Here is a 22459-nt window from a genome sequence, read left to right on the forward strand (position 1 = left end):
TCGGCGTATGGCCATGATGGATTTATGGTAGAAGCCGGAAAAATATCACATACCCTTGCCGACTGGTTAGCCCAATAACCTAAAGTCATATATAACTTGAAGGCCCTGCCACGGTTTTTACACCAGGCAAGGCCTTCTTTCATACACGTAAATAATTATTTTAACAGCCCGTCAATAGTGATGGCTACATAATATAAGCCCCCAAGAGAGGGGCCTCCCGCATATTGCAGGTACCGGTGATTTAAGAGATCAGTACCGCCAGCCTTAATGGTACTATGTACTTTCGGCACACGAAAGGTAACCTGCGCATCAACCGTTTGATAGGCAGCCACACGACCAGTTACCAGGGGACTTTCCCACAAGAAAGCATCCTGCCATCTCCAGGTAATGTTGAAACCAATATCCTTTGTGATCGCCCGGTTGCCAAATGATAAATTAGCCGTCCACCTGGGCGTATTGAACCCTGTTACAAACAGGTCGGGTGTTGAATTACCTTTGATATCATTATAGTTAAGGTTGCCCGATACAGCAAAGGTTTTGTAGAAGTTATAAGTCACCCCAGTGAAGAGCCATAAGTCGTATACTTATTTTTAGCATTCGTATATACCCGGTAACGGTCCTGCCCTTTACTGGCCACCGTGGCTGGTGTAGTACCGTTGGCAGCTTTCGCCGGCTGCTCATCCCGGTTCCTGTCTATCATGGCTATCACAGCAGCATCAGAGCCCACCGTTTCACCTTTGGGAACATATACCTGTACCTGACCCAGGAATCCATCATAAATATTGGCATACGCATCCACATCGATCAACAACTTATTGTTGAACAATACACTCTTATATCCTACCTCAAATGAGTTGATCCCTTCCGGACGGCCATCAGGCAAATTAGCCACTTCCAATAAACCCCTGTTAGCAAGCGCAGCAGCATCTGTATTACCCCCGGCTTTCACTGCCGTATTGAAAGCCGCTACCGATGGTTGCGTATAACTATTTTCCCGGAAGCCCAACCCTTCATTGATAATGGGCAAAATACCTACCCGCTTTACCCGGCCATTGTTTACATAAGACAGTGCTTCAAACAAGGCAGGGAAACGATACCCTTGCTGAAAAGTAACCCTGAAGTTGTGGTATTGATTAAAGGTATATACCGCAGCAATACGTGGTGTAAACTTAGCATCGAACTCAGGATTATAATCATAACGCAAAGAACCAAACAACTTCAACTTCTCCTCAAAGAAAGTTTTGGTGACTTGTGCAAATCCGCCAAACTTCTTATAATACGTATTACTTCCATAGCTTCCGTTTTTGTCAGCCAGGTTCCGCTCAGCAATAGGACGGTCAAAATCTACAAAGTTATTACCATCCGGTATCAATTCATACACACGCGCATCCGCACCTACCAGTAAGTTCAGCACTTTCGTATACTTCGTAAGGTCCCATTGACCTTCTACATGGTATACATTGCTTTTTTGGATCAGCGCAGCACCACCCGTTACAGGCGCATCAGGTATCAAAGAAGATTTGATATCCCAGTTATTGATCCTTACAATAGAATCTTTCACCCGGTTGAACCTTTCCGTACCCGGCTCTGCACGGCTCGCATCGGCCTGCTGCCGGGCAAAAGCAGTGGCCGCAGCCAGGTTATCCGAAGTTAATTTACCGCCATTGGCCGCCGCATACGCATTTAATCCTGCTTTAAATTTATTACCCCACACAGTTCCACTACCTCCGGTATATAGATCCATATTGTCCGCCAGCGGCTTTACATTGTAAGAATCGCCCGTCCTTTCCTGGATTACATAAGCCTTGATATTATAATTGATGCCCTTCAATTCCAGGTGATGGTTTTGCACCACCACATTATCCAACTTCACCTTATTACCCCGCTGAAATACCCCATCCATTTTACCTACCCGATAAGAGTAAGACAATAACGTATTGGCGTTAAGCCGGTAATGCAAAGCCAGGTCCAGCTTCAGGTTATCTACCTTAGGGTCTACCAGGTCTTTCTCCCAATAGCCTGTACGTGCAACCGTTAAAGTTCTTTTATCTACCCCATCTATCGTAAGATCTGTAATGGAAACCGTATTACTCAATTGCAAGGCATCATCACCATATTTATTCCAGCCATCAAAAGCCGCATTATTAGCTCCATTCAGCGCCGGATAGGCAGGGTTGGCCGAATTCTTATTATTGGGGTTTTGATCCAGCCGCGTATCCGATATCCAATCTATCCCCTGCATATAACTCGCATTGATCTTGAAAGCAAACTTATTATTGAATGCCTTGGCATACCGGATGGCCGTTTCTGTCAATATCCCAGCATCATGGTCTCTATTGTCCACATGATTAACACCCGTTTTATGATAAAAGCTAAGGCCCTGGTTGGTAAAAGGGTCTTTTGTAAGCAGGTTGGCCATCCCATTAATGGCATTCATACCATAGAGGGCCGAGGCAGCGCCAGGCGTGATCTCCACACTTTGGATATCCAGTTCCGTAGGCCCGATGGCATTTCCCAGAGGTACCCCGAGGGTAGCCGCCTGCATATCTACACCATCCACCAATTGCATAAACCGGAAATTATTGGGAATATTAAATCCACGCGTATTGGGCACTTTGAAGGTAAGGCTGGAGGTAGTCATCTGAACCCCCTTGATATTTTCAAGCGCATCATAAAAGCTGGGTGCAGCCGTTTGCCTGATCGCCCGGATGTCCAGCTTATCAATAGCCACCGGAGATTTCAAAATATTTTCCGGCACACGCGAAGCCGTTACCACTACTTCATTCCCCAGATAGGTTTGAGTAGCCAGCGCAATTTGAAGGTTAGAACCCAGGCTCTTCACCTCAAGCTCCTGCTCCTTAAATCCGATAGAAGAAAAACCAGCGTGAAAGGGAGTTTAGTTTTCGTACGCAGTACAAACTCACCCGTTCTGTTGGTAATCGTACCCTGTACAGTTCCTTTAATTTGAATACTTACATCCGACAATGGCTCGTGTTTTTCCTGGTCGGTTACACGGCCCGATACTTCAATAAGGCTAACTTCCTGAGCACTGGCCGTTCCCAGGAATAACAAGGTCATGAGCAGTAAAAATGTTGGCTTCATAATACCGTTGATGTTTTAATGGTTGCAGTCTATTGTTTTTATAGACTTATAGAGCAAAATAAAATCCGGCTACTTGTAATGAGACCGGGAGAGTTATTTCAAAAATCAAACGTTACCCAGCGATCTTTTGCAGGGCTTATCTGTTATTACAACAGGAGCACTCCAATGCATGGATCGTTGCAAGAGAGTAAAGAGGAATAGCAGGAGAAGAAGGCTGTTTCATAATTATGCTAAAATAAGGGTTATTTCCGATATACAGTCTATTATTTTACTAGACTATTATTACCACAAAAGGCCCGGCTTTCAATAGCCGGGCCTTTTGCATTAGAATACTTTTATAATGATCTTGATGCTCCAGAAAATAACCAGCGACCCCAATAAGATGAGCGCCGTTTTCCGGGGCAGTTTACCTGCCAGTTTCGCCGCAATAGGTGCCGCCAGCAGCCCCCTATGATCAGCGCCACAATTACCTGCCAGTGCGTTACACCCAGCAAAGTAAAAAGGTGAAGGCGCTGGCCAGCGTCACAAAGAATTCAGTAAGACTCACAGAACCAATTACAAACCGTGGGCTGCGCCCCTTGGTGATCAGCGTAGTCGTAACGATAGGCCCCCAGCCGCCGCCGCCAAATGAATCCAGGAACCCGCCTGCCCCGGCCAGCAAACCATAACGTTTAAACTTTTTAGGCTTTGCTTGTTGCTTCTTAAATGCATTGTAAAAGATCCTAAGGCCCAGAAACATGGTATAACAGGCCATAATAGGGCGGAGGTAAGGTGTATGCGTATCGCCATATAAAGAAAGCAAAACAGCTCCCAGGATCGCGCCAATCACACCCGGTATTACCAATACTTTAAACAGCTTCTTGTTTACATTGCCAAATTTATAGTGACTATAGCCCGAAGCACCACTGGCAAACATTTCGGCCGTATGGATACTTCCACTGATTGCTGCCAGATTTACACCCGCCGATAATAGAATCGTAGCACTGGTTACCCCATACCCCATACCCAAAGCGCCGTCTACCAATTGGGCCAAAAAGCCAGCCAGTACCATCCAATGGAAATTCTTATCCAAAGTCTGATACCACTTCACCGAATCATCCACCATTTGCTGCAAAGGGAGATAAGAAAAGATGAAATGTCCTACCAGCATCAGCGCAAAAATAACCAGCGAGTAGGTCGCAATCTTCCTCCACCGTCTTTCCTTTTCCGAAGTATCCCGCTCTATCAGTATTTTAGTAAGCTCATTCAGCCGCTTTACCTTGTATTCAAAATTGCCATTCAACCGGTTACGTACTACATGCAGGTTATTGATCACCTCATTCAACTCACCCGGCAAGGCCGTATTCAATACCTCCTTGATCCGCTTAGCTGCCGTGGGCGACTTTCCATTTGTGGAGATAGCAATTTTGAGGTTCCCCTTCTGCACCACCGAGCTCAGGTAAAAATCACATTGATCAGGCGTATCCGCAGCATTTACCAGGATCTTCTTTTGCCTGGCAGCATCGCGGATGGATTGACTCAGCAACTTATCATTCACCGCAATAATTACAAGGTCTCTACCCTCAAGGTCTTTCTCCTCAAATGCACGTTCTTCTATGTCTACAAATTGATGCCCTTCCGCCAGCGTTCTCACTTGTTCTGATACGTTAGTGGCTACCACCGAAACATGCGCTGCAGGCGCATTTCCCAATATAGCCGTTAGCTTCTCCAGGCCTACCTTGCCGGCGCCCACCAACAGCACCTCCAGGATTTCCAGCCGGAGAAATACCGGAAATAAATGATTGGCATCCTGTGATAAGGCAGGCGCCTCCGGTAATCCATTGTTTAGATTCTCTGTAGACATCCTTTCGGTATTATTAATTATTTGATACCCACTACATCGTAACCCATTGTTCACGAATTGCAAAGTCACCAAAGGTTTCCCCTTTCTCTCTTTTCTTACTGTAGATACCTAACAAGTTATCCAGTTCACTAAGAATAGCCGGCTCATCCAGGCTGTCCTTGTACTTTTTATTCAACCGCATTCCATCACGGTCTCCCCCAGGTGCATATTGTATTGACCGTAAGCCGTACCTACAAATCCAATCTCGGCGGCATAAGGCCTTCCACAACCATTGGGGCAACCCGTCATACGCACGGAAATTTCATCGTCACTGATCTGGTGCTTATCCATCAATACCTCAATCTTGTCGATTAAGGTGGGCAGGTATCGTTGAGCTTCGGCAAGGGCAAGCGGACAGGTATTAAAGGCAACGCAAGCAATAGCACTGCGGCGTACCGGCCCTGCCTGGTCGGTATGTGCAATGATACCAAATTGCTGCAAAATAGCCTCTACCGTTTTCTTGTCTTTCGGGTCAATATCGCTAATAATAACGTTCTGGTTACAGGTAAACCGGAAATTGGCAGTCCCCGTTTTAGCCACTTCCAATAAAGCCGTTTTTATAGCCGCCTTTCCATCATCCAGGATACGGCCATTTTCTACAAACACCGTATAATACCACTTGCCTTCATGATTCTGGTGCCAGCCATAATAGTCAGGCCGGTGCGTGAAAGTATAAGGCTTGGCTTCTTCCAATTCAAAACCACAACGTTTTTCAAATTCCGCTTTAAAAGCCTCCACACCCATTCTATCAACCGTATATTTTAAACGGGACAACTTTCGATCACTACGATTGCCAAAATCACGCTGTACCGTGATTACCTCATAGGCAGCTTTCAATGTTTTCTCTTCTCCCCGCACAAATCCCAATACCGTACCCAATCGGGGATAGGTGTTGGCATTACCATGCGTAGCACCTAAACCACCGCCTACCGCCACATTGAAGCCTATCAGTTTTCCTTCTTCCACAATAGCGATCAAACCCAGGTCGTTGGCAAAAACATCTACATCATTATGCGGTGGAATGGCAAGGGCGATCTTAAACTTACGAGGCAGGTACCGATCCTGATATAAAGGATCTTCCTCCTGTTTTTATCGATCAATGGCTGCTCATTCAGCCACACTTCATAATAAGCCCTTGTTTTGGGTAAAGCCAACTGGCTTAACTTATCCGCATATTGAAATACTTCTTCATGAATGGCTGATTGTTTGGGATGCGCACCGCATACTACATTCCGGTTCACATCACCACAAGCAGCAATTGCATCCAGTTGGATGGTATTGAACGCCTGCAAAGTCGGTTTTACATGAGATTTAAGAATACCATGCAATTGAACGGTTTGACGAGTGGTGATCTTGATCACCCCGGTAGAATGATCACCTGCAATATGGTGCAATCCCTCCCATTGGTCGGGAGTAAGAAAACCACCCGGCAGGCGGAGACGTACCATGTAAGAATAGAGCCATTCCAGTTTCTTAGCACTGCGCTCTTCCCTACGGTCGCGGTCATCTTGTTGATACATGCCATGAAACTTGATCAATGCCTGGTCGTTTTCACGGATAGCGCCCGTTACTTCATCATGCAGGCTTTCTTTCAGCGTGCCACGCAAAGCATTACTTTCGGTTTTGATCTTTTCTGTTGGCGATAAATTCTTATTCGTGCTCATGATATATTCAGGTTCTGGTCCAGGCTCAACTGTGTAGTAAGAGCTTTCGAACTGTTAATCGTTTATATTCATTATCAAAAAGAGGTGACACTTTTCCGCTGCTGCGAAAACGAAAAGTGTCACCTCTTCGCTTTCGATTCACTATTTTCTAATAAACGTCCTTCAAAAACCTTCCTTCCTCTTTTAATTGATCCAGGTATTGGATAGCTTCCCCATCCGTTTTACTGCCATACCGTTGGATCACCTGCAAGAAGGCATATTCTACATCCATGCTCATAGGTTCTTTGGCACCGCAGATATAGATATAAGCGCCACTACTGATCCACTTCCACAATTCAGCAGCTTTTTCCAGAATCCGGTGCTGCACATAGATCTTATATTTTTGATCGCGGGAGAAAGCCAGATTGATATTCGTCAAAGCGCCTGTTTGCAGCCAGTTCTGCAATTCAGTTTGATACAGGAAATCCGTTACAAAATGTTGATCACCAAAAAGAGCCAATTGCGGCCTTCCGCACCAGTAGCATCTCGCTCGGCCAGGAATGAGCGGAATGGCGCAATACCTGTGCCCGGACCAATCATGATCACATCCTTATCAATAGCTGGTAGGCGGAACTGGCTATTCTTGTGTATATAGAATTCTATTTCACTATCCAGGCTCAGGTGCTGAGTCAGGAAATCTGAGCAAAGTCCGTATTTAGCTTCCTGGTTAAGGTAATAAGTATCCCTGGCTACCGTGATATGTATTTCGCCACTATGTGCTGCCGGAGAAGAGGAAATGGAATACAACCTGGGCGTAATAGGTTCCAGGATGGCTACCACCTCATGAAACTGTTGCACATCCTTTACAGGATAGATCTTCAATAGATCTACCAAACCAATCTTTGTTTCCGGAATATCCTGCTTGATAATGGCAGCATATTGCTTCACCACACGTTCCGGCAGCCAGGCAACATTGATCCGTTTCTTCAAATGATTAAAAATAGAATCAGTCTCATTCCGGTAGGTAATAGGTGTGCCATTATTGCTGAAAGCCAGGGCCAGGATCGTATCCACTACCGATTTGGGATTTTCGGGTATGATGCCGATAGAATCACCCGGTAGGTAATCAATTTCATCAGCTACGCCAATTTCAATATGGTAAGTAGCTTTTGATGAACCCCGGTCGTTGAGGTTGAGATTGGTTAAAATAGTACCCTTATAGGTTTTCTTACCCGTTGTTTTTGGCCACCGGTGTACCTGCCGTTTGCGCCGGAGCGCTACTGCCAGCCGTCGTTAACTGGGTTAATACCTGCGAGAACCAATTCGTAGCTTCCGATTGATAGTCCGTATCACAACATTGCAGCGATACGATCCGTTGACCGCCGAGGCGCTGTAATTGCGCATCCACATCCTCACCCGCTTTACAGAACAACGGATATGAAGTGTCACCCAGCGCCAGTACGCCAAACTTCAACTGATTTAGTTTAAAGCCATTCTGGTGTATATGATCGTAGAATTTCTTAGCTGTAGCTGGTGGCTCTCCTTCTCCCTGAGTACTAATAATGGTAAAAAGTATTCTTCTTTGGAAAGATCATTGAGCCTGTATTGGTCAAGGCTTACAATCTTGGCATTGATACCACTCTTCTTCGCCTGGGAGGCAAAATCAGTGGCCAGCTTTTTCGAATTGCCGGTTTCCGTACCATAAGCAATGGTGATTTTCTGTACAGCAGGTTTTACTTCAGCTGCTACAGGCAGCGGCGCAGCTTGTTGTACCGGCTGATTTTGTGCCAGCAGGCCCGCCAGGTATCCATTCATCCAAATCAATTCTTCTTTGGAGGAGGTATTTACCAGGTCAAGCAACATCTTCAATTTAGGCTCTACTAACATGGTCTTTTACTTTTTCAGTATGGTCAGTGATGGTTGTAAATAATTTGGCTACCGGCTTGAAATAGTCTTCTTTGCTTTGACTATTCGCCAGCCAGCTGAACTGCTCATGCAGCCCCACAACTTTGCCAATGATCACCAGCGAAGGAGAAATGAACTTTTTCCCTTTTAGCTTGTCATTGTATTCATAGATATTCGAAACATATACATTCTGCAGCGGGGTGGTAGCCTGTTCAATAACCGCCAGTAATTTATCCTCTCAATATTATTCTTTATAAGATTGGCTACTACACCATCCAATGTTTCGGACGACATATAAAACACCAAGGTATCATCCGTAGCGGCCAACTCCTTCCAATAAGCATCTGTTACCGCATCTGATTTATAATAAGTGAGTAGACGTACGGCTGTAGTGTACCCCCTGGCCGTGAGTGGAATGCCCGCACAGGCAGCAGCACCCAACGCAGCCGTCACACCAGGAACGATCTCATAAGGAATTTGATTGGCTGCCAATACCTCCAACTCATCCAATATATTGGAGAATATAGATACATCGCCCCCTTCAACCTAACCACCAGTTTTCCGGTTGAGGCGTATTCCACTAACAGTTCATTGATCGTTTCCTGTGGTGTAGAAGCCCCCGGCGGCATTGCTTGCCTACATAAACCAATTCAGCATCCGGGCGCACATAGGCTTTCAATATGTCCTCACTCACCAGGCGGTCCGTCAATACCACATCAGCCTGCTGCAGATAGCGGGCCACCTTAATGGTCAGCAGTTCGGGATCACCCGGACCCGCGCCCGCCAAAATCACTTTCCCTGTTTGGTTTGTATTCATTATGTCTACTTTTTTAGTAGATTAAAGGGGCAAAAATATAGGGCCTTATACCGCTATACCTCACCCTGTTTGTCCTGCTTCATACTTTAGCGTGTGTCGCCGCCTTCTCGAATCCCCTGCCTGGTTGTACTTGTCGACTTTCAGCTTTGTTGAAGATGGGCCACCCTGCCGCGCTGCTTTGTTGCCTTTTACCCCAGTCGCCAGCCTCTGGCTGGTGACACCTATTTCAATGTTCCGGGCTTTGTTATTGTATCATACAAGCCCCTACCGTAACATGACTGGTCTCATCAATCAAAATAGCACCTCCATTGGCCCTTAATTCCTGGTAGGAATCAAATGGAATGGGAGAAGCCGTTTTGATAGTGGCTTTGATCACATCATTCAGCACAGCCTGTTGAGGCGCTTCATTTTTCTCCAGCGTATTTACATCCAGCTTGTATTCAATATGCCGCACTACCGAACGTACTACCCGGCTATTGATCTGCAACAAGTATTTATTACCAGGTATCAAAGGCTTATTGTCCATCCAGCACAACAGTACTTCCAGCTCTTGTGCCGTTTTCACCGGCTGGGCCGTATGTACGATCACATCACCACGACTGATATCGATATTATCATCCAGGTGTAGCACCACACTTTGTGGCGCAAATGCTTCCTGCACCTGCTTACCGCCTATCTCAATAGCCTTGATCGTACTTTGAATACCAGCAGGCTGTACCGTTACCCGATCGCCTACTTTGTAAATACCACTCACGATCTTACCGGCATACCCACGATAATCGTGCAGTTCATCTGTTTGCGGACGGATCACATACTGCACCGGAAACCGGGCATTGGTTAAATTGATCGTATCCTGTACTTCTACCTGCTCCAGGAAATGCAAGAGCGAAGGCCCTTCATACCAACCTAGTTTTTCCGACTTCTCAACAATATTATCCCCTTGTAAAGCACTGAGGGGAATATAAGTAACCTGCTTTAGTCCTAATGATTGCGCCACCTTGGCGTAATCGATCACGATATTATTATAGATATCCTGCGAATAATTGACCAGGTCCATCTTATTGATGGCTACCACTATATGGGGAATATTCAACAAGGAGGCGATGATCGAATGCCGCCTTGTTTGCTCTGCTACCCCATTGCGTGCATCGATCAGGATAATGGCCAGGTCCGCATTGGAAGCCCCGTAACCATATTACGGGTATATTGGATATGCCCGGGCGCATCGGCAATGATGAATTTACGCTTAGGTGTAGAGAAATATTTGTACGCTACATCGATCGTGATCCCTTGTTCACGTTCAGCACGCAAGCCATCAGTAAGCAACGCCAGGTCAATTTCTCCATCCTCCTTATTCTTGCTTTGTCGCTCAATAGCATCCAGCTGATCGATCATGATACTCTTACTATCATACAGCAGCCGGCCTATCAAGGTGCTTTTACCATCATCAACACTACCGGCTGTTATGAATCGAAGTAAGTCCATCTATATTAATTTATTTTGTTATTATTTATGTTCCGTTAAAGCCACGAACTACTAAAACTGGGCTACGAGCCTTTCACTCAAACGTTCTTTACTGTATTTTGCTCGCCGCTCGAAGCTCACCGCTCAAAGCTGCTTTTTAGAAATATCCATTCTTCTTCCTGTCTTCCATGGCCGCTTCCGATACTTTATCATCAATACGTGTTTCCCCACGCTCACTGGTTTTCGTAGCCGTGATCTCACTAATGATATCATCGATCGTAGAAGCGCCCGACTCCACCGCCGCAGTACACGTCATATCACCCACCGTACGATACCGCACTTTTTTGGTAAGTACTTTATCCGAAGGCTCCAGTTGAATAAAATCAGAAACTGCTACCAGCTGACCTTCATGTTCAATCACCTCACGTTCATGAGAGAAATAAATGGAAGGCAGTTCTATCTTTTCCCGGCGGATATAATTCCACACATCCAATTCCGTCCAGTTGCTAATGGGAAACACCCGCACATTCTCCCCTTTATGGATCTTACCATTGTACGTATTCCACAATTCGGGCCGTTGTAATTTAGGGTCCCATTGACCAAATTCATCCCGTACAGAGAAGATCCGCTCCTTGGCCCTTGCCTTTTCCTCATCCCGGCGCGCGCCCCCTATACAAGCATCGAACTTAAACTCTTCAATCGTATCCAGCAGCGTATACGTTTGTAAGGCATTGCGACTGGCAAACTTCCCTTTGGGCTCTGTGAGTTGCTTTGCTTTGATCGTATCGCCTACATGCCGAACGATCAGCTTTTCGCCCAGCGTTTCGGCCAACTGGTCGCGGTAATCAAGTGCTTCCTTGAAATTGTGCCCCGTATCAATGTGTACCAATGGAAAAGGGAACTTACCTGGCCGGAAAGCCTTCAATGCCAGCTGCACCAGCGTGATAGAATCCTTCCCACCCGAAAACAACAAAGCAGGCCGCTCAAACTGGCCAGCCACCTCCCGAAGGATATGTATCGCTTCCGACTCCAACTGATCCAGGTAATCTAATCTGTAAGCACTCATTCGTTCAATATTTTATTACTTCAAAAGTATTTATTGCTTGTGAGACGTGAAATCCTTTCCTCGTACTACCTCTCACCTTTCACTTCTCACATCAAGAATGCACATGCAGGCCACATTCCTTTTTGGCTGCGTCTTCCCACCACCAGCGACCCGCCCGGAAATCTTCTCCTGGCCTTATCGCACGTGTGCAAGGCGCACAACCAATACTCACAAACCCTTTATCATGCAAAGGGTTGTACGGCACATTATTGTCATCAATATACTTGCGCACCTGCTCTGTAGTCAATGCAAAATAGGGTTGTATTTAATGAGCTGGTTGCCTTCGTCCCACTCAATTACCGAAAGGTTATTGCGGTCGGGCGAATGCTCAGCTCTCAGGCCCGTGATCCAGATAGCATTATCCTTTAAAGCCCTTTTCAAAGGCTCTACCTTACGAATATAGCAGCACTGTTTACGGTTCTCCACTGATTCATAAAAAGCATTAGGCCCATTGGCCTGTACAAATTTCTCCAGTGTAGTATTATCAGGATAATAGGCTTTTACATTCGATTGGTACCTGGCATTCGTACTACTCCATACAGAATAGGTTTCAGCAAACAGCCTTCCTGTATCCAGTGTAAATACACTGATGGGCAATCCATGGCTCAATATTTCATGGGCAATTACCTGGTCCTCAAAACTAAAACTGGTAGAGAAAGTCACCTGTCCCGGAAACTGCCTGGCCAGCAATGACAGGAAATCTGCCATATTTAGTCCACTCGACTGGTAGGTTAATTCGGGGATATAATTTTGTAGTGACGTATTCATGTAGATTGACTATTCAGTAATGAGTAAAATTAAAAGAAAGGGAAATGAAGTACTAACTGAAGGATGAATCAACAGCAACAACAATAGTTGTAACAATATGAGAAGGTATTGTATTGCATCGCGTAGGTATGTAGCATTTAAAAAAATCGTTGACTCAGTAACAAAGATAGGGTCCGGAGTGGAAATGGACAAGTTTTTCTACCTCCTGGGTAGACTAATCGGAATTTTAACAACCACCCCGCTAATGAATGTTAGTTTGACCTCCCGCCTGCATTACTTCGATGATACACAACGAAATCCGGTATGTTCCAGCCCTGTATCGGGCGATGTTTTCATGCGTGATGTTACGCGGTATCCTTTGCAATAAGAGGCATTGCACATGAACGAACCACCCCGCACAACTTTTTTAGGCACAGTAGGTTCCATGGGGTCATTGCTTTGCCCGGGTCCCTGGGGATTCGCTGCCCTTGTTTTTCCTGCGCCGTATACCAATTCGCATCATACCAATCACTGCACCATTCCCACACATTGCCGGCCATATCATACAACCCATAGGAGTTGGCCGCAAAAGACCGCACGGGTGCCAGTGCATTGAACCGGTCCCATCCCGTATTTTTATCCGGGAAATTCCCTTGCCAGGTATTCGCCTTGGGTTTACCAGCCTCAATATCTTCCTCACCCCAGGGATACAGGGCATTTTGCATACCACCCCTCGCTGCATATTCCCATTCAGCTTCTGTAGGCAGGCGCTTACCAGCCCACCTGGCATAAGCCATGGCATCATACCAGGAAATATGTACTACAGGATAATGATCTTTTCCTTTAATATCACTGCCGGCACCTTGTGGATGCTTCCAATTGGCATCTTTCTTCCACGACCACCATTGTGAGGCATCATCTAACGGTACCGGATGCCCTGGCGGCGTAAATACCAGCGAAGAAGGTACCAGTACCTCTTCTGCAGGTTTCGGTGTACCTGGCGGCAATTGCTTTTTGATTTCTTCCCAGTCGGGCTTTTTTCCGCAGTAGTAATATAACCGGTGGCTTCTACAAAACGACGAAATTGGGCATTCGTAACTTCCGTGGCATCTATCCAAAAGCCAGCCACCGTTACCGTATGTTGTGGATACTCATCCGGGCGCCCTTCCTTGTCCACTGCGCCCATGCCATAGGTACTACCGGCAATCCATATCATGCCCTCATGCGAAACACTGCCTGTTTGAGCCAGGGAAGATGTATCGGCACCTGTTGTGGGAAAGCGGGCTGGCAAATTGGATTCGCAGGAAACCATCGTATCTTTTTTGCAGCTACACTATCCGGCTTATCTACCGGATCACAAGCATACAGACCAGCCAAAACCAAATAGAACAGGAAGCCTCTTTTCATACGGCACAATTTAAGGCATCCCGCGAATTTATGAACACCGCTCCTAAACTATAAGCGGCAACACCTTTCACCCCCTACGAAAGCAACTGGTGGACTCCCACACTGCTGCAGCACCGCGCTGCCATGCCGGGCAGTCCCGCACTACTGCGGGATAACTCACCTTCCTCTTGGATCTGTGAAACCCTTCCACGGTAAGGTGAAAACACCTGCCCACAATAACAGCGTAAACACCCTTGACCTGGCCCAATTAATCCCTCAACTTTAGTAACAGTTTAATTCACCACTAAATTGAATTGATATGAAGAAGCATTATGCTGCTAAAAAAGCAGCCGCCCCAAAGGCGGCCAGCCAACCAGCAAAAAAGAAACTTTGTTCCCAACCACAGACTATTATACAAACCTTTGCCCCTGGCACCTCCGAAGCAAGGGCTGGTTTCATTCTGAGCAATAATAAAAAGTGGGTAAATGGTACCGACATCAAATACCTGTTCCTGGAAGGCGCCAAAGCACAATGCGATGTAGTGCGCCAATCATTTAAAGATTGGAAAGCACTGGGCATCGGCCTCACCTTTACAGAAGTAACCAATGTAGAAGAATCGATGGTGAGGATCGGCTTCGATCAAACCGATGGCTCCTGGTCCTATGTAGGCAGGGATGTATTATCGATTGCCAAACCCAACCGCACCATGAACTTTGGCTGGGACCTCACTACTACTTACGGTAAAACAACCGCCTTGCATGAAATAGGTCATACCCTTGGTTTTCAGCATGAACACCAAAGCCCCTTCGCAGGCATTTCCTGGGATACCAATGCGGTGATCACTGAATTCTCAGGACCACCCAACAACTGGCCGGTCAACCAAATACAATCCAACATCCTGAACAAGCTGTCAGCCAGCGGATTGAATGGTTCCCAATGGGACCCAGCTTCCATCATGGAATATGAATTCGGGCCAGGGCTTATACTTGCGCCAGCTCCCTATCAACAGGGCCTCTTCCCGCCCGGTGTGTTATCGCCCCAGGACATCGCAGGCGTCAGGTCGGTTTACCCACCTATAAGATCCGCTACTATTACCAAACTTAAAGTATTACAATCTGTACCTATCGCAGCCCCATCGGGTGGTCAGGCCAACTTCACCTTTACCCCTGCTTTAAGTCGTAAGTATACCATTCAAACATTCGGAACTCTAGATACCGTGATGGTCGTATCCGAGCAAATAAGGAACCAGTCAGTCTATATGGCGGGTGATGATGACAGCGGCACTGCCCTCAATGCCAGGATCACCCTGCCACTGGTCAAAGGAAGGACCTACCTGGTCAATGTGCGGATACTGTTCTCCCCGGTCAAAACCAGGGCGGTATTATAGTAGTTTGATCAAAACACTTTCAAAATATCCCGATAAAGGTGGGTCGTCCTCATAGGACGGCTCACCTTCATCTTGAAAAAGTGACACCTTTCCCTTGCTTCAAAAACAAAAGGTGGGTCGCCCTTCCCGCCCGTTGGCCTATCGTGTGGACACATTTTTCATTATCATCCATGCATCGAAAGCAGCTTTAAAGTATTGTATTCCAATCAAAGGGTCGTAATACCAGGGTGTTTTCTACTTTCATAGCCCTTCCATCCGCCCATTCTTGCAATAACCCATACAAACCTTTTTAAATCCTGAGTTCTGTATGGGTTCTTTTGTTTTTCCGTTTTGCCTTCCAGTCGTATAATCTGGTGTTCCAGAAACAATTGTTCATCCTCACTAAAACAAGCCTCTGCCCCAAGGGCGACTTCAGGTTCTGCATAAGACAACCTCATCAGGAACAGTTTAATGACCACTTCCATAATCAGTAAACACATCTTTCGCACAGAGGAAGCATATTCCAGTTCCGATGCTTCTATGTTATAACCTTCTTTCTTCAGTATCTTAAATACTTCTTCAATCATCCACCGCCAGCTATACCACTCAATGCAACTTTTTGCCATGTCCGCGCTTTCAACAGCCAGGGTGGTTAACAAACGCCAGCATATCTTATCGGATCCCTCATAACCCACTTCCTTTGCTTCTACCAACCAAAGTTTAACCCATGGAACTACTCCTTCGCTGCTACCATACGTTCTCTTAATTTCCACTTCTCTATACCGGACTTCCATTCGGGCAATTCGCTTCTTCCTGCCGTTTTTAGCATCCACAACCAGTTCATAAGTGCCTTGCACCGGATGATCTGACAAACAACTGAATAACTTTGTTTTATCCTTTAATGTCCGGTTGGTCCTTACCCGGATTAGTAAATCGGCCCCTGCTTCCGGAATAACAGCAAATTGCTCATAGATATCACCTTCCCGGTCCTGTACAATGACCATTCCTTTTACTACATCCCCCAACGCCTCTTTGGTGTTTTTAGACACTTCTATCCATCTGTACGACTCTTTTTCCTCTATCGGCAATGAACTATAGTTGCGCTCATGTTTACTTTTAAACTCCAGTGACCGGTTCCAGACCTTGATATCTGCATAGCCATAAGGAATCCCTTCAACAGCATCCAATACCAGGCTGGGGTGCAGCAGGAAACCCAAACCCTTTTTATTATTGGCATTGGTGGTACCTATATACTCATCTTTTTTAATCCGCCTGCTATGGCTGCTCAGGTTTATTTCTGTAGTATCCTGAATACACACCACATACTTATCCTGGCAGGCAGCTTTACAGTTAGCGGACAGATTCCGGACAATTTCTTCTTCACTCACACGGTCATTCTGCAAAAAACGATAAAACCCCTTGGCAGAAGACTCATCAGACGATAGCTGCCGGATCGAGTGGACACCTTTGCTAAATAAATCCCCTAAAATCTTATTGCCACGATACAATAAACGCAGGTCGTCTAATTCCGTAAATTCTCTCTTTTGCATAGTTTAAACACGCAAACTATACAAAAATGTGTCCACACGATAGGCCCGTTGGCGGGACGGCTCACCTTCATCTTGAAGAGGTGACACCTTTCGCTTGCGTCGAGAACGAAAGGTGTCACCTCTTTAAACCTCTTATAATTTACTTTCCCTTCTTGGCTTTATCAATCGCATCCAGCAATCCATCTTCCGGCTGATCAAGCGTAAGCTCCCAAAACATAATACCATTGAGCCCTTTGTCTATAGCATATTTTGTTTTGAGCGCCAGTGAGCGGCTATCATCAAAAGTGGCAAGCAGTTTTTACTGGCGTTGTAAGCATAAGGCGCTTTAGCCACTTCATCCCAATAAAATACATATCCCTGCTCCTGCGTAATCGTTTGTGGAAACATCCTATAAGGAATAAAACTCTTGAACCTGGCCGGCCGGTAAAGGCCATTGTTTACACTATCTGCCCCTTCAAATACCCTGGCATAAAAAGCAGCGCCAATTACCAGCTTATTCCTGGGAATGCCCAATGAATCCAGGTAGCGCACAGCATTATCGGCCGACTCCTTTTGGAAAGGGGTGGAATACAATCCAGGGTGATGACCTGTTTCTGTACTAAATCCATTGATCAGGTCATAACTCATGATATTTACCCGGTCAATCACCGGCATTACCTTCTTCCATTCAATGGATTCCTCCAGGAACTTCGTAAAGCCACCCGCTGCAAAGCTGATCTCCTGTTTAGGGCCCAATTCTTTGCGCAAAACAACCACCAACTCCGTAAAATTGAACCTGTCTTCCACTTTATAAGGATGCCCCGGATGGCCTTCAATAGCCGGATATTCCCAATCCAGGTCAATGCCATCAGTACCCAATTTATCTGTCCATTCTTTTACCGACCGGGCAAACTCATCGCGCCCTGCTGCGGTGGCAAATACATCACTACAGGTTTTACAACCTCCCCAACCACCGAGCGATAAGAGTATTTTCAGCGAAGGATTTTTTTCCTTCAGCGAAACCAGCTTTTTAATAATGGGTTCCCCATAACCCACCAGCAGCTGGTTATCTTTCAGATGGCAGAAACTATAAATAATATGCGTGAGTTTTTTGAACATCATACTTATCTATTTCGGTAGCATTTCCCGAATAGTAAGCCAGTACCGCCAACGGCTGTTGGGCATTTTTGCTTTTCACTTTTTGCGCCTGTGCTTGGCTCATGATAAGTAGTAGGACAACGAGTTTGGAAAGGTGTGATCGCATCATACATTGAATTTACACAATTAATGTGCGTTGAAACCATTCGCTGTAATGTGCGCAGCGGTTAAATAAATGTCAAAGGCAATAAAAAAGCGATCCACTCGCCAAGGCGGGGGATCGCTAGTATCAGCATGATCGGTTTTCTTATTTCTTAGCAAACTGACTGCGGATCACATTCAACGCACCACCAGCTTTGAACCATTCGATCTGTTGTTCATTATACGTATGGTTCATGACAAGACTGTCTTTCGATCCATCGGCGTGGTTGGCCACTAAGGTAAGCGGTGTACCAGGCGCAAAGGAGGTCAATCCCAGGATGTCAAAAGAATCATCTTCTTGTATCTTATCGTAATCTTCCTTATTGGCAAAAGTAAGCGCCAGCATACCTTGCTTTTTCAGGTTGGTTTCGTGAATACGGGCAAAGCTGCGTACTACAATGGCACGTACACCCAGGTGACGGGGCTCCATCGCCGCATGTTCACGGCTACTACCCTCACCATAGTTTTCATCACCCACTACGATCGTTCCAATATTAGCGGCTTTATAAGCACGCTGTGTAGCAGGTACAGCACCATAAGCACCTGTGATCTCATTCTTTACTGAATCCGTTTTATCATTAAAGAAGTTCACCGCGCCAATCAGCATATTGTTACTGATATTATCCAGGTGACCACGGAATTTCAACCAGGGGCCTGCCATGGAGATATGGTCAGTAGTACATTTACCTTTGGCCTTGATCAGCAAACGCAATCCTTTCAGGTCCGTACGCTCCCAGGCTGCAAATGGTTCCAGCAATTGAAGGCGCTGTGAATCAGACTTCACAATTACCTGGATACCGCTACCATCAGCAGCAGGCGCCTGGTAACCGGGATCATCTACAGAAAATCCTTTGGGAGGAAGTTCCACACCAGTAGGCTCATCAAGCATTACTTCCTTGCCTTCACTATTCGTCAGTTTATCTTTCAGCGGATTGAAAGTCAGGTCACCGGCAATAGCAAAAGCCGTTACCAGTTCAGGAGATGCTACAAAAGCATGAGTAGAAGCCAACCCATCATTACGCTTGGCAAAGTTGCGGTTGAATGAAGTAATGATCGAGTTCTTACGGTTGGGATCGTCGATATGACGGGCCCATTGACCGATACAGGGGCCACAGGCATTGGCCAGTACCACACCGCCTATTTCATCGAAGGTTTTCAGGAAACCATCTTTCTCGATCGTAAAACGCACCAGTTCCGATCCGGGAGTGATCGTAAACTCGGCCTTCGTCTTTAATTTTTTATCGATAGCCTGACGGGCCAGGGATGCCGAACGGCTGATATCTTCATAAGAAGAGTTCGTACAGGAACCGATCAGGGCTACTTCCAGCTTTTCGGGCCAGTTATTAGCCTTTACAGCTTCCGCAAATTTGCTGATGGGCCATGCCAGGTCTGGCGTGAAAGGACCATTTACATGCGGCTCCAGCTCATCGAGGTTGATCTCAATTACCTGATCATAGTATTTTTAGGATTAGCATATACTTCTTCATCCGGGCGCAGGTGCTCGCGGATACCGTCGGCCAGGGCCGCTACTTCTTCGCGTTCAGTCGCTTTCAGGTATTCCGCCATTTTCTTGTCATAAGCGAAAATGGAGCAGGTAGCACCAATTTCAGCACCCATATTACAAATGGTGCCCTTACCGGTAGCACTAAGGCTATCGGCCCCTTCACCAAAATATTCTACTATAGCGCCAGTACCACCTTTAACCGTCAGGATACCAGCCACTTTAAGGATTACGTCCTTAGCCGAAGCCCAGCCACTCAGCTTGCCGGTGAGCTTTACACCGATCAGTTTAGGCATTTTCAACTCCCAGGCCAGTCCGGCCATTACATCCACCGCATCAGCACCACCTACACCAATGGCCACCATGCCCAAACCACCCGCATTGGGCGTATGAGAGTCTGTACCAATCATCATACCGCCAGGGAAAGCATAATTTTCTAATACCACCTGGTGAATGATGCCGGCGCCTGGTTTCCAGAACCCGATGCCGTATTTATTGGAAATAGAAGCCAAAAAGTCATATACTTCTTTATTTACATCCAGCGCTGTTTTCAGGTCTTCATTAGCGCCTGTTTTAGCCTGTATCAGGTGATCACAATGTACCGTAGAAGGTACCGCTACCTGGTCGCGGCCGCAAGTACTGAACTGTAACAAGGCCATCTGGGCGGTGGCGTCCTGCATCGCCACACGGTCGGGCGCAAAATCTACATAATCCTTACCCCGCTCATAAGCTGTTCCGGCTGGAACAAACAGGTGGGAATACAATATTTTTCTGCTAATGTCAAAGGCTTGCCTACCAGCCTACGAGCTTCCGCAATATGTGCCGGCATTGCCGCGTAGAGCTTTTGATTAGATCCAGATCAAAAACCATGTTAAATATTTTATATTTTAATATGCGATCACCCCTTCCAAAGCGCACCAGCTCCATTTCCTCCTAAACGTCCCTTTCACATAAAATCGGTGCAAATTTACCTAAAAAATAAATTATTGGTATCAACAGGTGTTAGGACAATGATTTAAAATGTATAAATTAGTAGTATGAATCGTTTGAGATTTTTTATTGAATGGCAGGCTTATGGCGTTTGCACCGCTATTGGTGAAAAAATGGGCATTGCCACCTCACGCATTCGTACCTGGTTCGTCTATATATCTTTCCTAACCATGGGATCCCCCTGATCGTATATTTTGTTTTGGCATTCTGGATGAATATCAAACGGTACATTCTATCAGTTCGCCGTAACCCGTTGAAATATCAATAAACCCGCTCTGTATCCAACCGACTTACAGCTCATCCTGTGATTGAATAGGTATTGCTTTCATAACCAAGTAAAGCCTGTACTTTGTTTCAATTTGACTACACCACCACGAACTATGAGCATTTATTGCTCAAGCTGGCCGAACAACTCAATATGCCAGTACACAACAACCAGGTCATGTTTCCGCCTGCTGTGGCCGATGGCAGTTTTCTTTTTCTGCCACTGCCCAATGGGTTGCATGCCTGTATCATGGACTGTACTTTCCACCAGGATTGGCTGATCCACCGAAAACGCAATATCAACGGCGAGTTCTATACCCTGCGTTTTGATGAACTGGCCATCCCAGGCACCCTGGTTGTAACCATCGACCAGGAAAAGGTAAAAGAGAAAAATACCAGCAAATCCATTGCCTACCTTACCAGCTCTTATTTCGACTGGTCCTACCTGGGCACCCAGGGAGGTAAGTACTATTCCATTTCCATCCTGTTCAACAAAGAATGGCTGGCCAAATATCTTGACATTAATACGGCCGAAGATGTATTGTCTACCTATATAAGTCTCAAGGCCGAAAATTTCAATATTGAACCGCTGGATAGCAAATACCGCCAATGGATGCGCACCATTATGGAGGTAGATGATAAAAGCCCCTGCGGCTAACCATTATCCAGAACCGGATCATGCTCATGATCGAACGCTTTTTCCTCCACCTGTACGACAAGATGAAAAACCCTGCCTTCCGCATCCCTTTGTCACCGGAAGACATCAATCGCGTTATGCAAATTGAAAATATCCTCACAAAAGATATCTTTCAACCCGCCCCTCCATACAACAATTAGCCAAAATGGTTTCCATCAGCGAATCCAAACTGAAAAAGATTTCAAAACCATGTATGGCTTTCCCATCTATGAATATTACCAAAAAGCCCGGATGCAAGCTGCACAAGACAAACTACTTACCCGCAAATTCTCCGTCAAAGAAGTAGCCATGGAATTGGGTTATGCCAACCTGAGCAATTTCACCATTGCCTTTAAAAAGAATTTGGCGTATTGCCCAGTCAGCTATTGTCATAAACTGGAAACATTTTTGTGCCCCTTTGCTCCTTTAACAAATCCTTATGAACTAACACCAACTGTAAAAGGTTTTATAAATCAACATGCAAACGGTTGAGTAAAGACTTTGCAGGTAGTATTGTACCCATATCAGGTAGCCCAAACCACATTTCAGGTATAGTTTTGTCTATAGAAAGACCGCCGAAAGGAATTGTAGAAGTCCGTTTTTGATCCTGAAGAAAAAAACTATGGAAAACCGCCGATGGTCTGTTACACCTGAAATGAAACCACTGGTTCACCTTTGAAAACGTATTTAAAGCTTCCCCGTGGAAGCTTTTTTACTCCACAAAATTTTTAAGTGCTATACGGTCACATGCGAAAAAAGCTACTCTTTGCAGAGTAGCTTTTT

The 22459-nt window shown here is 45.8% G+C and carries 25 protein-coding genes and 4 pseudogenes; 4 read left to right on the forward strand and 25 right to left on the reverse strand.

The genetic code is table 11. The features are described from left to right. Nucleotides 1-155 precede the first annotated feature (155 nt). The 20 genes and pseudogenes from RS881_RS52625 to RS881_RS52735 all read right to left on the reverse strand — a co-directional run bounded on the left by RS881_RS52625 (nt 156) and on the right by RS881_RS52735 (nt 13977). Entirely contained in the window at nt 156-557 is a 402-nt protein-coding gene (locus tag RS881_RS52625; RefSeq protein ID WP_315818128.1) for a hypothetical protein, read from the reverse strand. Next, nucleotides 554-2842: a TonB-dependent receptor domain-containing protein gene (locus tag RS881_RS52630; protein ID WP_315818129.1), complete on the reverse strand. Its 2289-nt coding sequence runs from the start codon at nt 2840-2842 to the stop codon at nt 554-556. Before RS881_RS52630 ends, RS881_RS52625 begins: the two co-directional genes overlap by 4 nt. After that, nucleotides 2839-3102, reverse strand: a complete 264-nt coding sequence (locus RS881_RS52635) for a carboxypeptidase-like regulatory domain-containing protein (RefSeq protein ID WP_315818130.1) — start codon at nt 3100-3102, stop codon at nt 2839-2841. Before RS881_RS52635 ends, RS881_RS52630 begins: the two co-directional genes overlap by 4 nt. A 481-nt stretch (nt 3103-3583) precedes the next feature. Beyond that, complete coding sequence (locus RS881_RS52640; protein WP_315818131.1) at nt 3584-4945, reverse strand: siroheme synthase domain-containing protein; 1362 nt, start codon at nt 4943-4945, stop codon at nt 3584-3586. 31 nt (nt 4946-4976) lie between these two features. Next, nucleotides 4977-5126, reverse strand: coding sequence for a hypothetical protein (locus tag RS881_RS52645; RefSeq protein WP_315818132.1), 150 nt, complete (start codon nt 5124-5126; stop codon nt 4977-4979). Further along, nucleotides 5117-6037: a ferredoxin-like domain-containing protein gene (locus RS881_RS52650; protein WP_315824906.1), complete on the reverse strand. Its 921-nt coding sequence runs from the start codon at nt 6035-6037 to the stop codon at nt 5117-5119. The genes RS881_RS52645 and RS881_RS52650 overlap by 10 nt, the downstream gene beginning before the upstream one ends. Next, nucleotides 5986-6648 carry a ferredoxin-like domain-containing protein gene (locus tag RS881_RS52655; RefSeq protein ID WP_315818133.1) on the reverse strand — a complete coding sequence of 221 codons (663 nt, stop codon included), beginning with the start codon at nt 6646-6648 and terminating at the stop codon, nt 5986-5988. Before RS881_RS52655 ends, RS881_RS52650 begins: the two co-directional genes overlap by 52 nt. Nucleotides 6649-6796: 148 nt before the next feature. Beyond that, entirely contained in the window at nt 6797-7093 is a 297-nt protein-coding gene (locus tag RS881_RS52660; RefSeq protein ID WP_315818134.1) for a hypothetical protein, read from the reverse strand. A 23-nt stretch (nt 7094-7116) separates the two neighbouring features. After that, nucleotides 7117-7701, reverse strand: a complete 585-nt coding sequence (locus RS881_RS52665) for a flavodoxin domain-containing protein (protein WP_315818135.1) — start codon at nt 7699-7701, stop codon at nt 7117-7119. A gap of 24 nt (nt 7702-7725) precedes the next feature. Continuing rightward, a pseudogene (locus tag RS881_RS52670) lies at nt 7726-7914 on the reverse strand (hypothetical protein); the annotation flags it as partial. Beyond that, nucleotides 7856-8514: pseudogene (locus tag RS881_RS61175) on the reverse strand (flavodoxin domain-containing protein). The pseudogenes RS881_RS61175 and RS881_RS52670, both read right to left, overlap by 59 nt. Further along, entirely contained in the window at nt 8498-8650 is a 153-nt protein-coding gene (locus tag RS881_RS52685; protein ID WP_315818137.1) for a hypothetical protein, read from the reverse strand. Before RS881_RS52685 ends, RS881_RS61175 begins: the two are co-directional and overlap by 17 nt. Nucleotides 8651-8679: 29 nt before the next feature. Then, complete coding sequence (locus RS881_RS52690) at nt 8680-9042, reverse strand: SAM-dependent methyltransferase (protein ID WP_315818138.1); 363 nt, start codon at nt 9040-9042, stop codon at nt 8680-8682. 70 nt (nt 9043-9112) lie between these two features. After that, nucleotides 9113-9349: an SAM-dependent methyltransferase gene (locus RS881_RS52695; protein ID WP_315818139.1), complete on the reverse strand. Its 237-nt coding sequence runs from the start codon at nt 9347-9349 to the stop codon at nt 9113-9115. A 244-nt stretch (nt 9350-9593) separates the two neighbouring features. Next, nucleotides 9594-10834: pseudogene (cysN, locus tag RS881_RS52700) on the reverse strand (sulfate adenylyltransferase subunit CysN). Nucleotides 10835-10970: 136 nt separating this feature from the next. After that, nucleotides 10971-11879: a sulfate adenylyltransferase subunit CysD gene (gene cysD / locus RS881_RS52710; protein WP_315818141.1), complete on the reverse strand. Its 909-nt coding sequence runs from the start codon at nt 11877-11879 to the stop codon at nt 10971-10973. Between the two features lie 91 nt (nt 11880-11970). Continuing rightward, nucleotides 11971-12686 (reverse strand): annotated as a pseudogene (locus RS881_RS52720) (phosphoadenylyl-sulfate reductase). 273 nt (nt 12687-12959) lie between these two features. Further along, complete coding sequence (locus RS881_RS52725) at nt 12960-13067, reverse strand: hypothetical protein (RefSeq protein ID WP_315818144.1); 108 nt, start codon at nt 13065-13067, stop codon at nt 12960-12962. Next, nucleotides 13031-13672 (reverse strand): SUMF1/EgtB/PvdO family nonheme iron enzyme, encoded by a 642-nt coding sequence (locus RS881_RS52730; protein WP_315818145.1) that lies wholly within the window; start codon nt 13670-13672, stop codon nt 13031-13033. Before RS881_RS52730 ends, RS881_RS52725 begins: the two co-directional genes overlap by 37 nt. After that, entirely contained in the window at nt 13585-13977 is a 393-nt protein-coding gene (locus tag RS881_RS52735; protein WP_315818146.1) for a formylglycine-generating enzyme family protein, read from the reverse strand. Before RS881_RS52735 ends, RS881_RS52730 begins: the two co-directional genes overlap by 88 nt. Before the next feature lie 393 nt (nt 13978-14370). Here RS881_RS52735 and RS881_RS52740 point away from each other — a divergent pair, with 393 nt between their 5' ends. Beyond that, the gene (locus RS881_RS52740) at nt 14371-15438 is read left to right on the forward strand and encodes a M12 family metallopeptidase (protein WP_315818147.1); all 1068 of its coding nucleotides are present in this window, start codon (nt 14371-14373) and stop codon (nt 15436-15438) included. Nucleotides 15439-15644: 206 nt separating this feature from the next. Here RS881_RS52740 and RS881_RS52745 read toward each other — a convergent pair whose 3' ends face one another. The 5 genes from RS881_RS52745 to RS881_RS52760 all read right to left on the reverse strand — a co-directional run bounded on the left by RS881_RS52745 (nt 15645) and on the right by RS881_RS52760 (nt 20510). After that, entirely contained in the window at nt 15645-16967 is a 1323-nt protein-coding gene (locus tag RS881_RS52745) for an IS4 family transposase (protein WP_315818148.1), read from the reverse strand. Nucleotides 16968-17106: 139 nt separating this feature from the next. Then, on the reverse strand, nt 17107-17262 hold the full coding sequence (locus RS881_RS62120; protein WP_425476409.1) for a hypothetical protein: 156 nt from the start codon (nt 17260-17262) through the stop codon (nt 17107-17109). Then, nucleotides 17205-18068: a glycoside hydrolase family 18 protein gene (locus RS881_RS52750; RefSeq protein ID WP_315818149.1), complete on the reverse strand. Its 864-nt coding sequence runs from the start codon at nt 18066-18068 to the stop codon at nt 17205-17207. The genes RS881_RS62120 and RS881_RS52750 overlap by 58 nt, the downstream gene beginning before the upstream one ends. Nucleotides 18069-18351: 283 nt before the next feature. Beyond that, nucleotides 18352-19689, reverse strand: coding sequence for an aconitase family protein (locus RS881_RS52755; protein WP_315824909.1), 1338 nt, complete (start codon nt 19687-19689; stop codon nt 18352-18354). Further along, nucleotides 19689-20510 carry an aconitase family protein gene (locus tag RS881_RS52760; RefSeq protein ID WP_315818150.1) on the reverse strand — a complete coding sequence of 274 codons (822 nt, stop codon included), beginning with the start codon at nt 20508-20510 and terminating at the stop codon, nt 19689-19691. Before RS881_RS52760 ends, RS881_RS52755 begins: the two co-directional genes overlap by 1 nt. Before the next feature lie 575 nt (nt 20511-21085). On the opposite strand from RS881_RS52760, the gene RS881_RS52765 reads away from it, so the two are divergent. The 3 genes from RS881_RS52765 to RS881_RS52775 are packed head-to-tail and all read left to right on the forward strand — an operon-like array spanning nt 21086 to nt 22168. Beyond that, nucleotides 21086-21658 carry a hypothetical protein gene (locus RS881_RS52765; RefSeq protein ID WP_315818151.1) on the forward strand — a complete coding sequence of 191 codons (573 nt, stop codon included), beginning with the start codon at nt 21086-21088 and terminating at the stop codon, nt 21656-21658. Nucleotides 21659-21684: 26 nt separating this feature from the next. Further along, entirely contained in the window at nt 21685-21837 is a 153-nt protein-coding gene (locus tag RS881_RS52770; RefSeq protein ID WP_315825043.1) for a hypothetical protein, read from the forward strand. Further along, on the forward strand, nt 21782-22168 hold the full coding sequence (locus RS881_RS52775) for a helix-turn-helix domain-containing protein (protein ID WP_315818152.1): 387 nt from the start codon (nt 21782-21784) through the stop codon (nt 22166-22168). The genes RS881_RS52770 and RS881_RS52775 overlap by 56 nt, the downstream gene beginning before the upstream one ends. The last annotated feature ends 291 nt before the right edge of the window (nt 22169-22459 follow it).

The organism is Paraflavitalea speifideaquila (genome assembly GCF_032395985.1).
GTDB lineage: Bacteria > Bacteroidota > Bacteroidia > Chitinophagales > Chitinophagaceae > Paraflavitalea > Paraflavitalea speifideaquila.

Bases quoted from the DNA above. Each gene is read 5' to 3' on its own strand.
- RS881_RS52645 (WP_315818132.1), bottom strand. From the start codon at position 5,126: ATGCGGTTGAATAAAAAGTACAAGGACAGCCTGGATGAGCCGGCTATT.
- RS881_RS52655 (WP_315818133.1), bottom strand. From the start codon at position 6,648: ATGAGCACGAATAAGAATTTATCGCCAACAGAAAAGATCAAAACCGAA.
- RS881_RS52725 (WP_315818144.1), bottom strand. From the start codon at position 13,067: ATGTGCAATGCCTCTTATTGCAAAGGATACCGCGTAACATCACGCATG.
- RS881_RS52695 (WP_315818139.1), bottom strand. From the start codon at position 9,349: ATGAATACAAACCAAACAGGGAAAGTGATTTTGGCGGGCGCGGGTCCG.
- RS881_RS52735 (WP_315818146.1), bottom strand. From the start codon at position 13,977: ATGGTTTCCTGCGAATCCAATTTGCCAGCCCGCTTTCCCACAACAGGT.
- RS881_RS52745 (WP_315818148.1), bottom strand. From the start codon at position 16,967: ATGCAAAAGAGAGAATTTACGGAATTAGACGACCTGCGTTTATTGTAT.
- RS881_RS52750 (WP_315818149.1), bottom strand. From the start codon at position 18,068: ATGATGTTCAAAAAACTCACGCATATTATTTATAGTTTCTGCCATCTG.
- cysD (WP_315818141.1), bottom strand. From the start codon at position 11,879: ATGAGTGCTTACAGATTAGATTACCTGGATCAGTTGGAGTCGGAAGCG.
- RS881_RS52740 (WP_315818147.1), top strand. From the start codon at position 14,371: ATGAAGAAGCATTATGCTGCTAAAAAAGCAGCCGCCCCAAAGGCGGCC.
- RS881_RS52635 (WP_315818130.1), bottom strand. From the start codon at position 3,102: ATGAAGCCAACATTTTTACTGCTCATGACCTTGTTATTCCTGGGAACG.
- RS881_RS52770 (WP_315825043.1), top strand. From the start codon at position 21,685: ATGATCGAACGCTTTTTCCTCCACCTGTACGACAAGATGAAAAACCCT.
- RS881_RS52640 (WP_315818131.1), bottom strand. From the start codon at position 4,945: ATGTCTACAGAGAATCTAAACAATGGATTACCGGAGGCGCCTGCCTTA.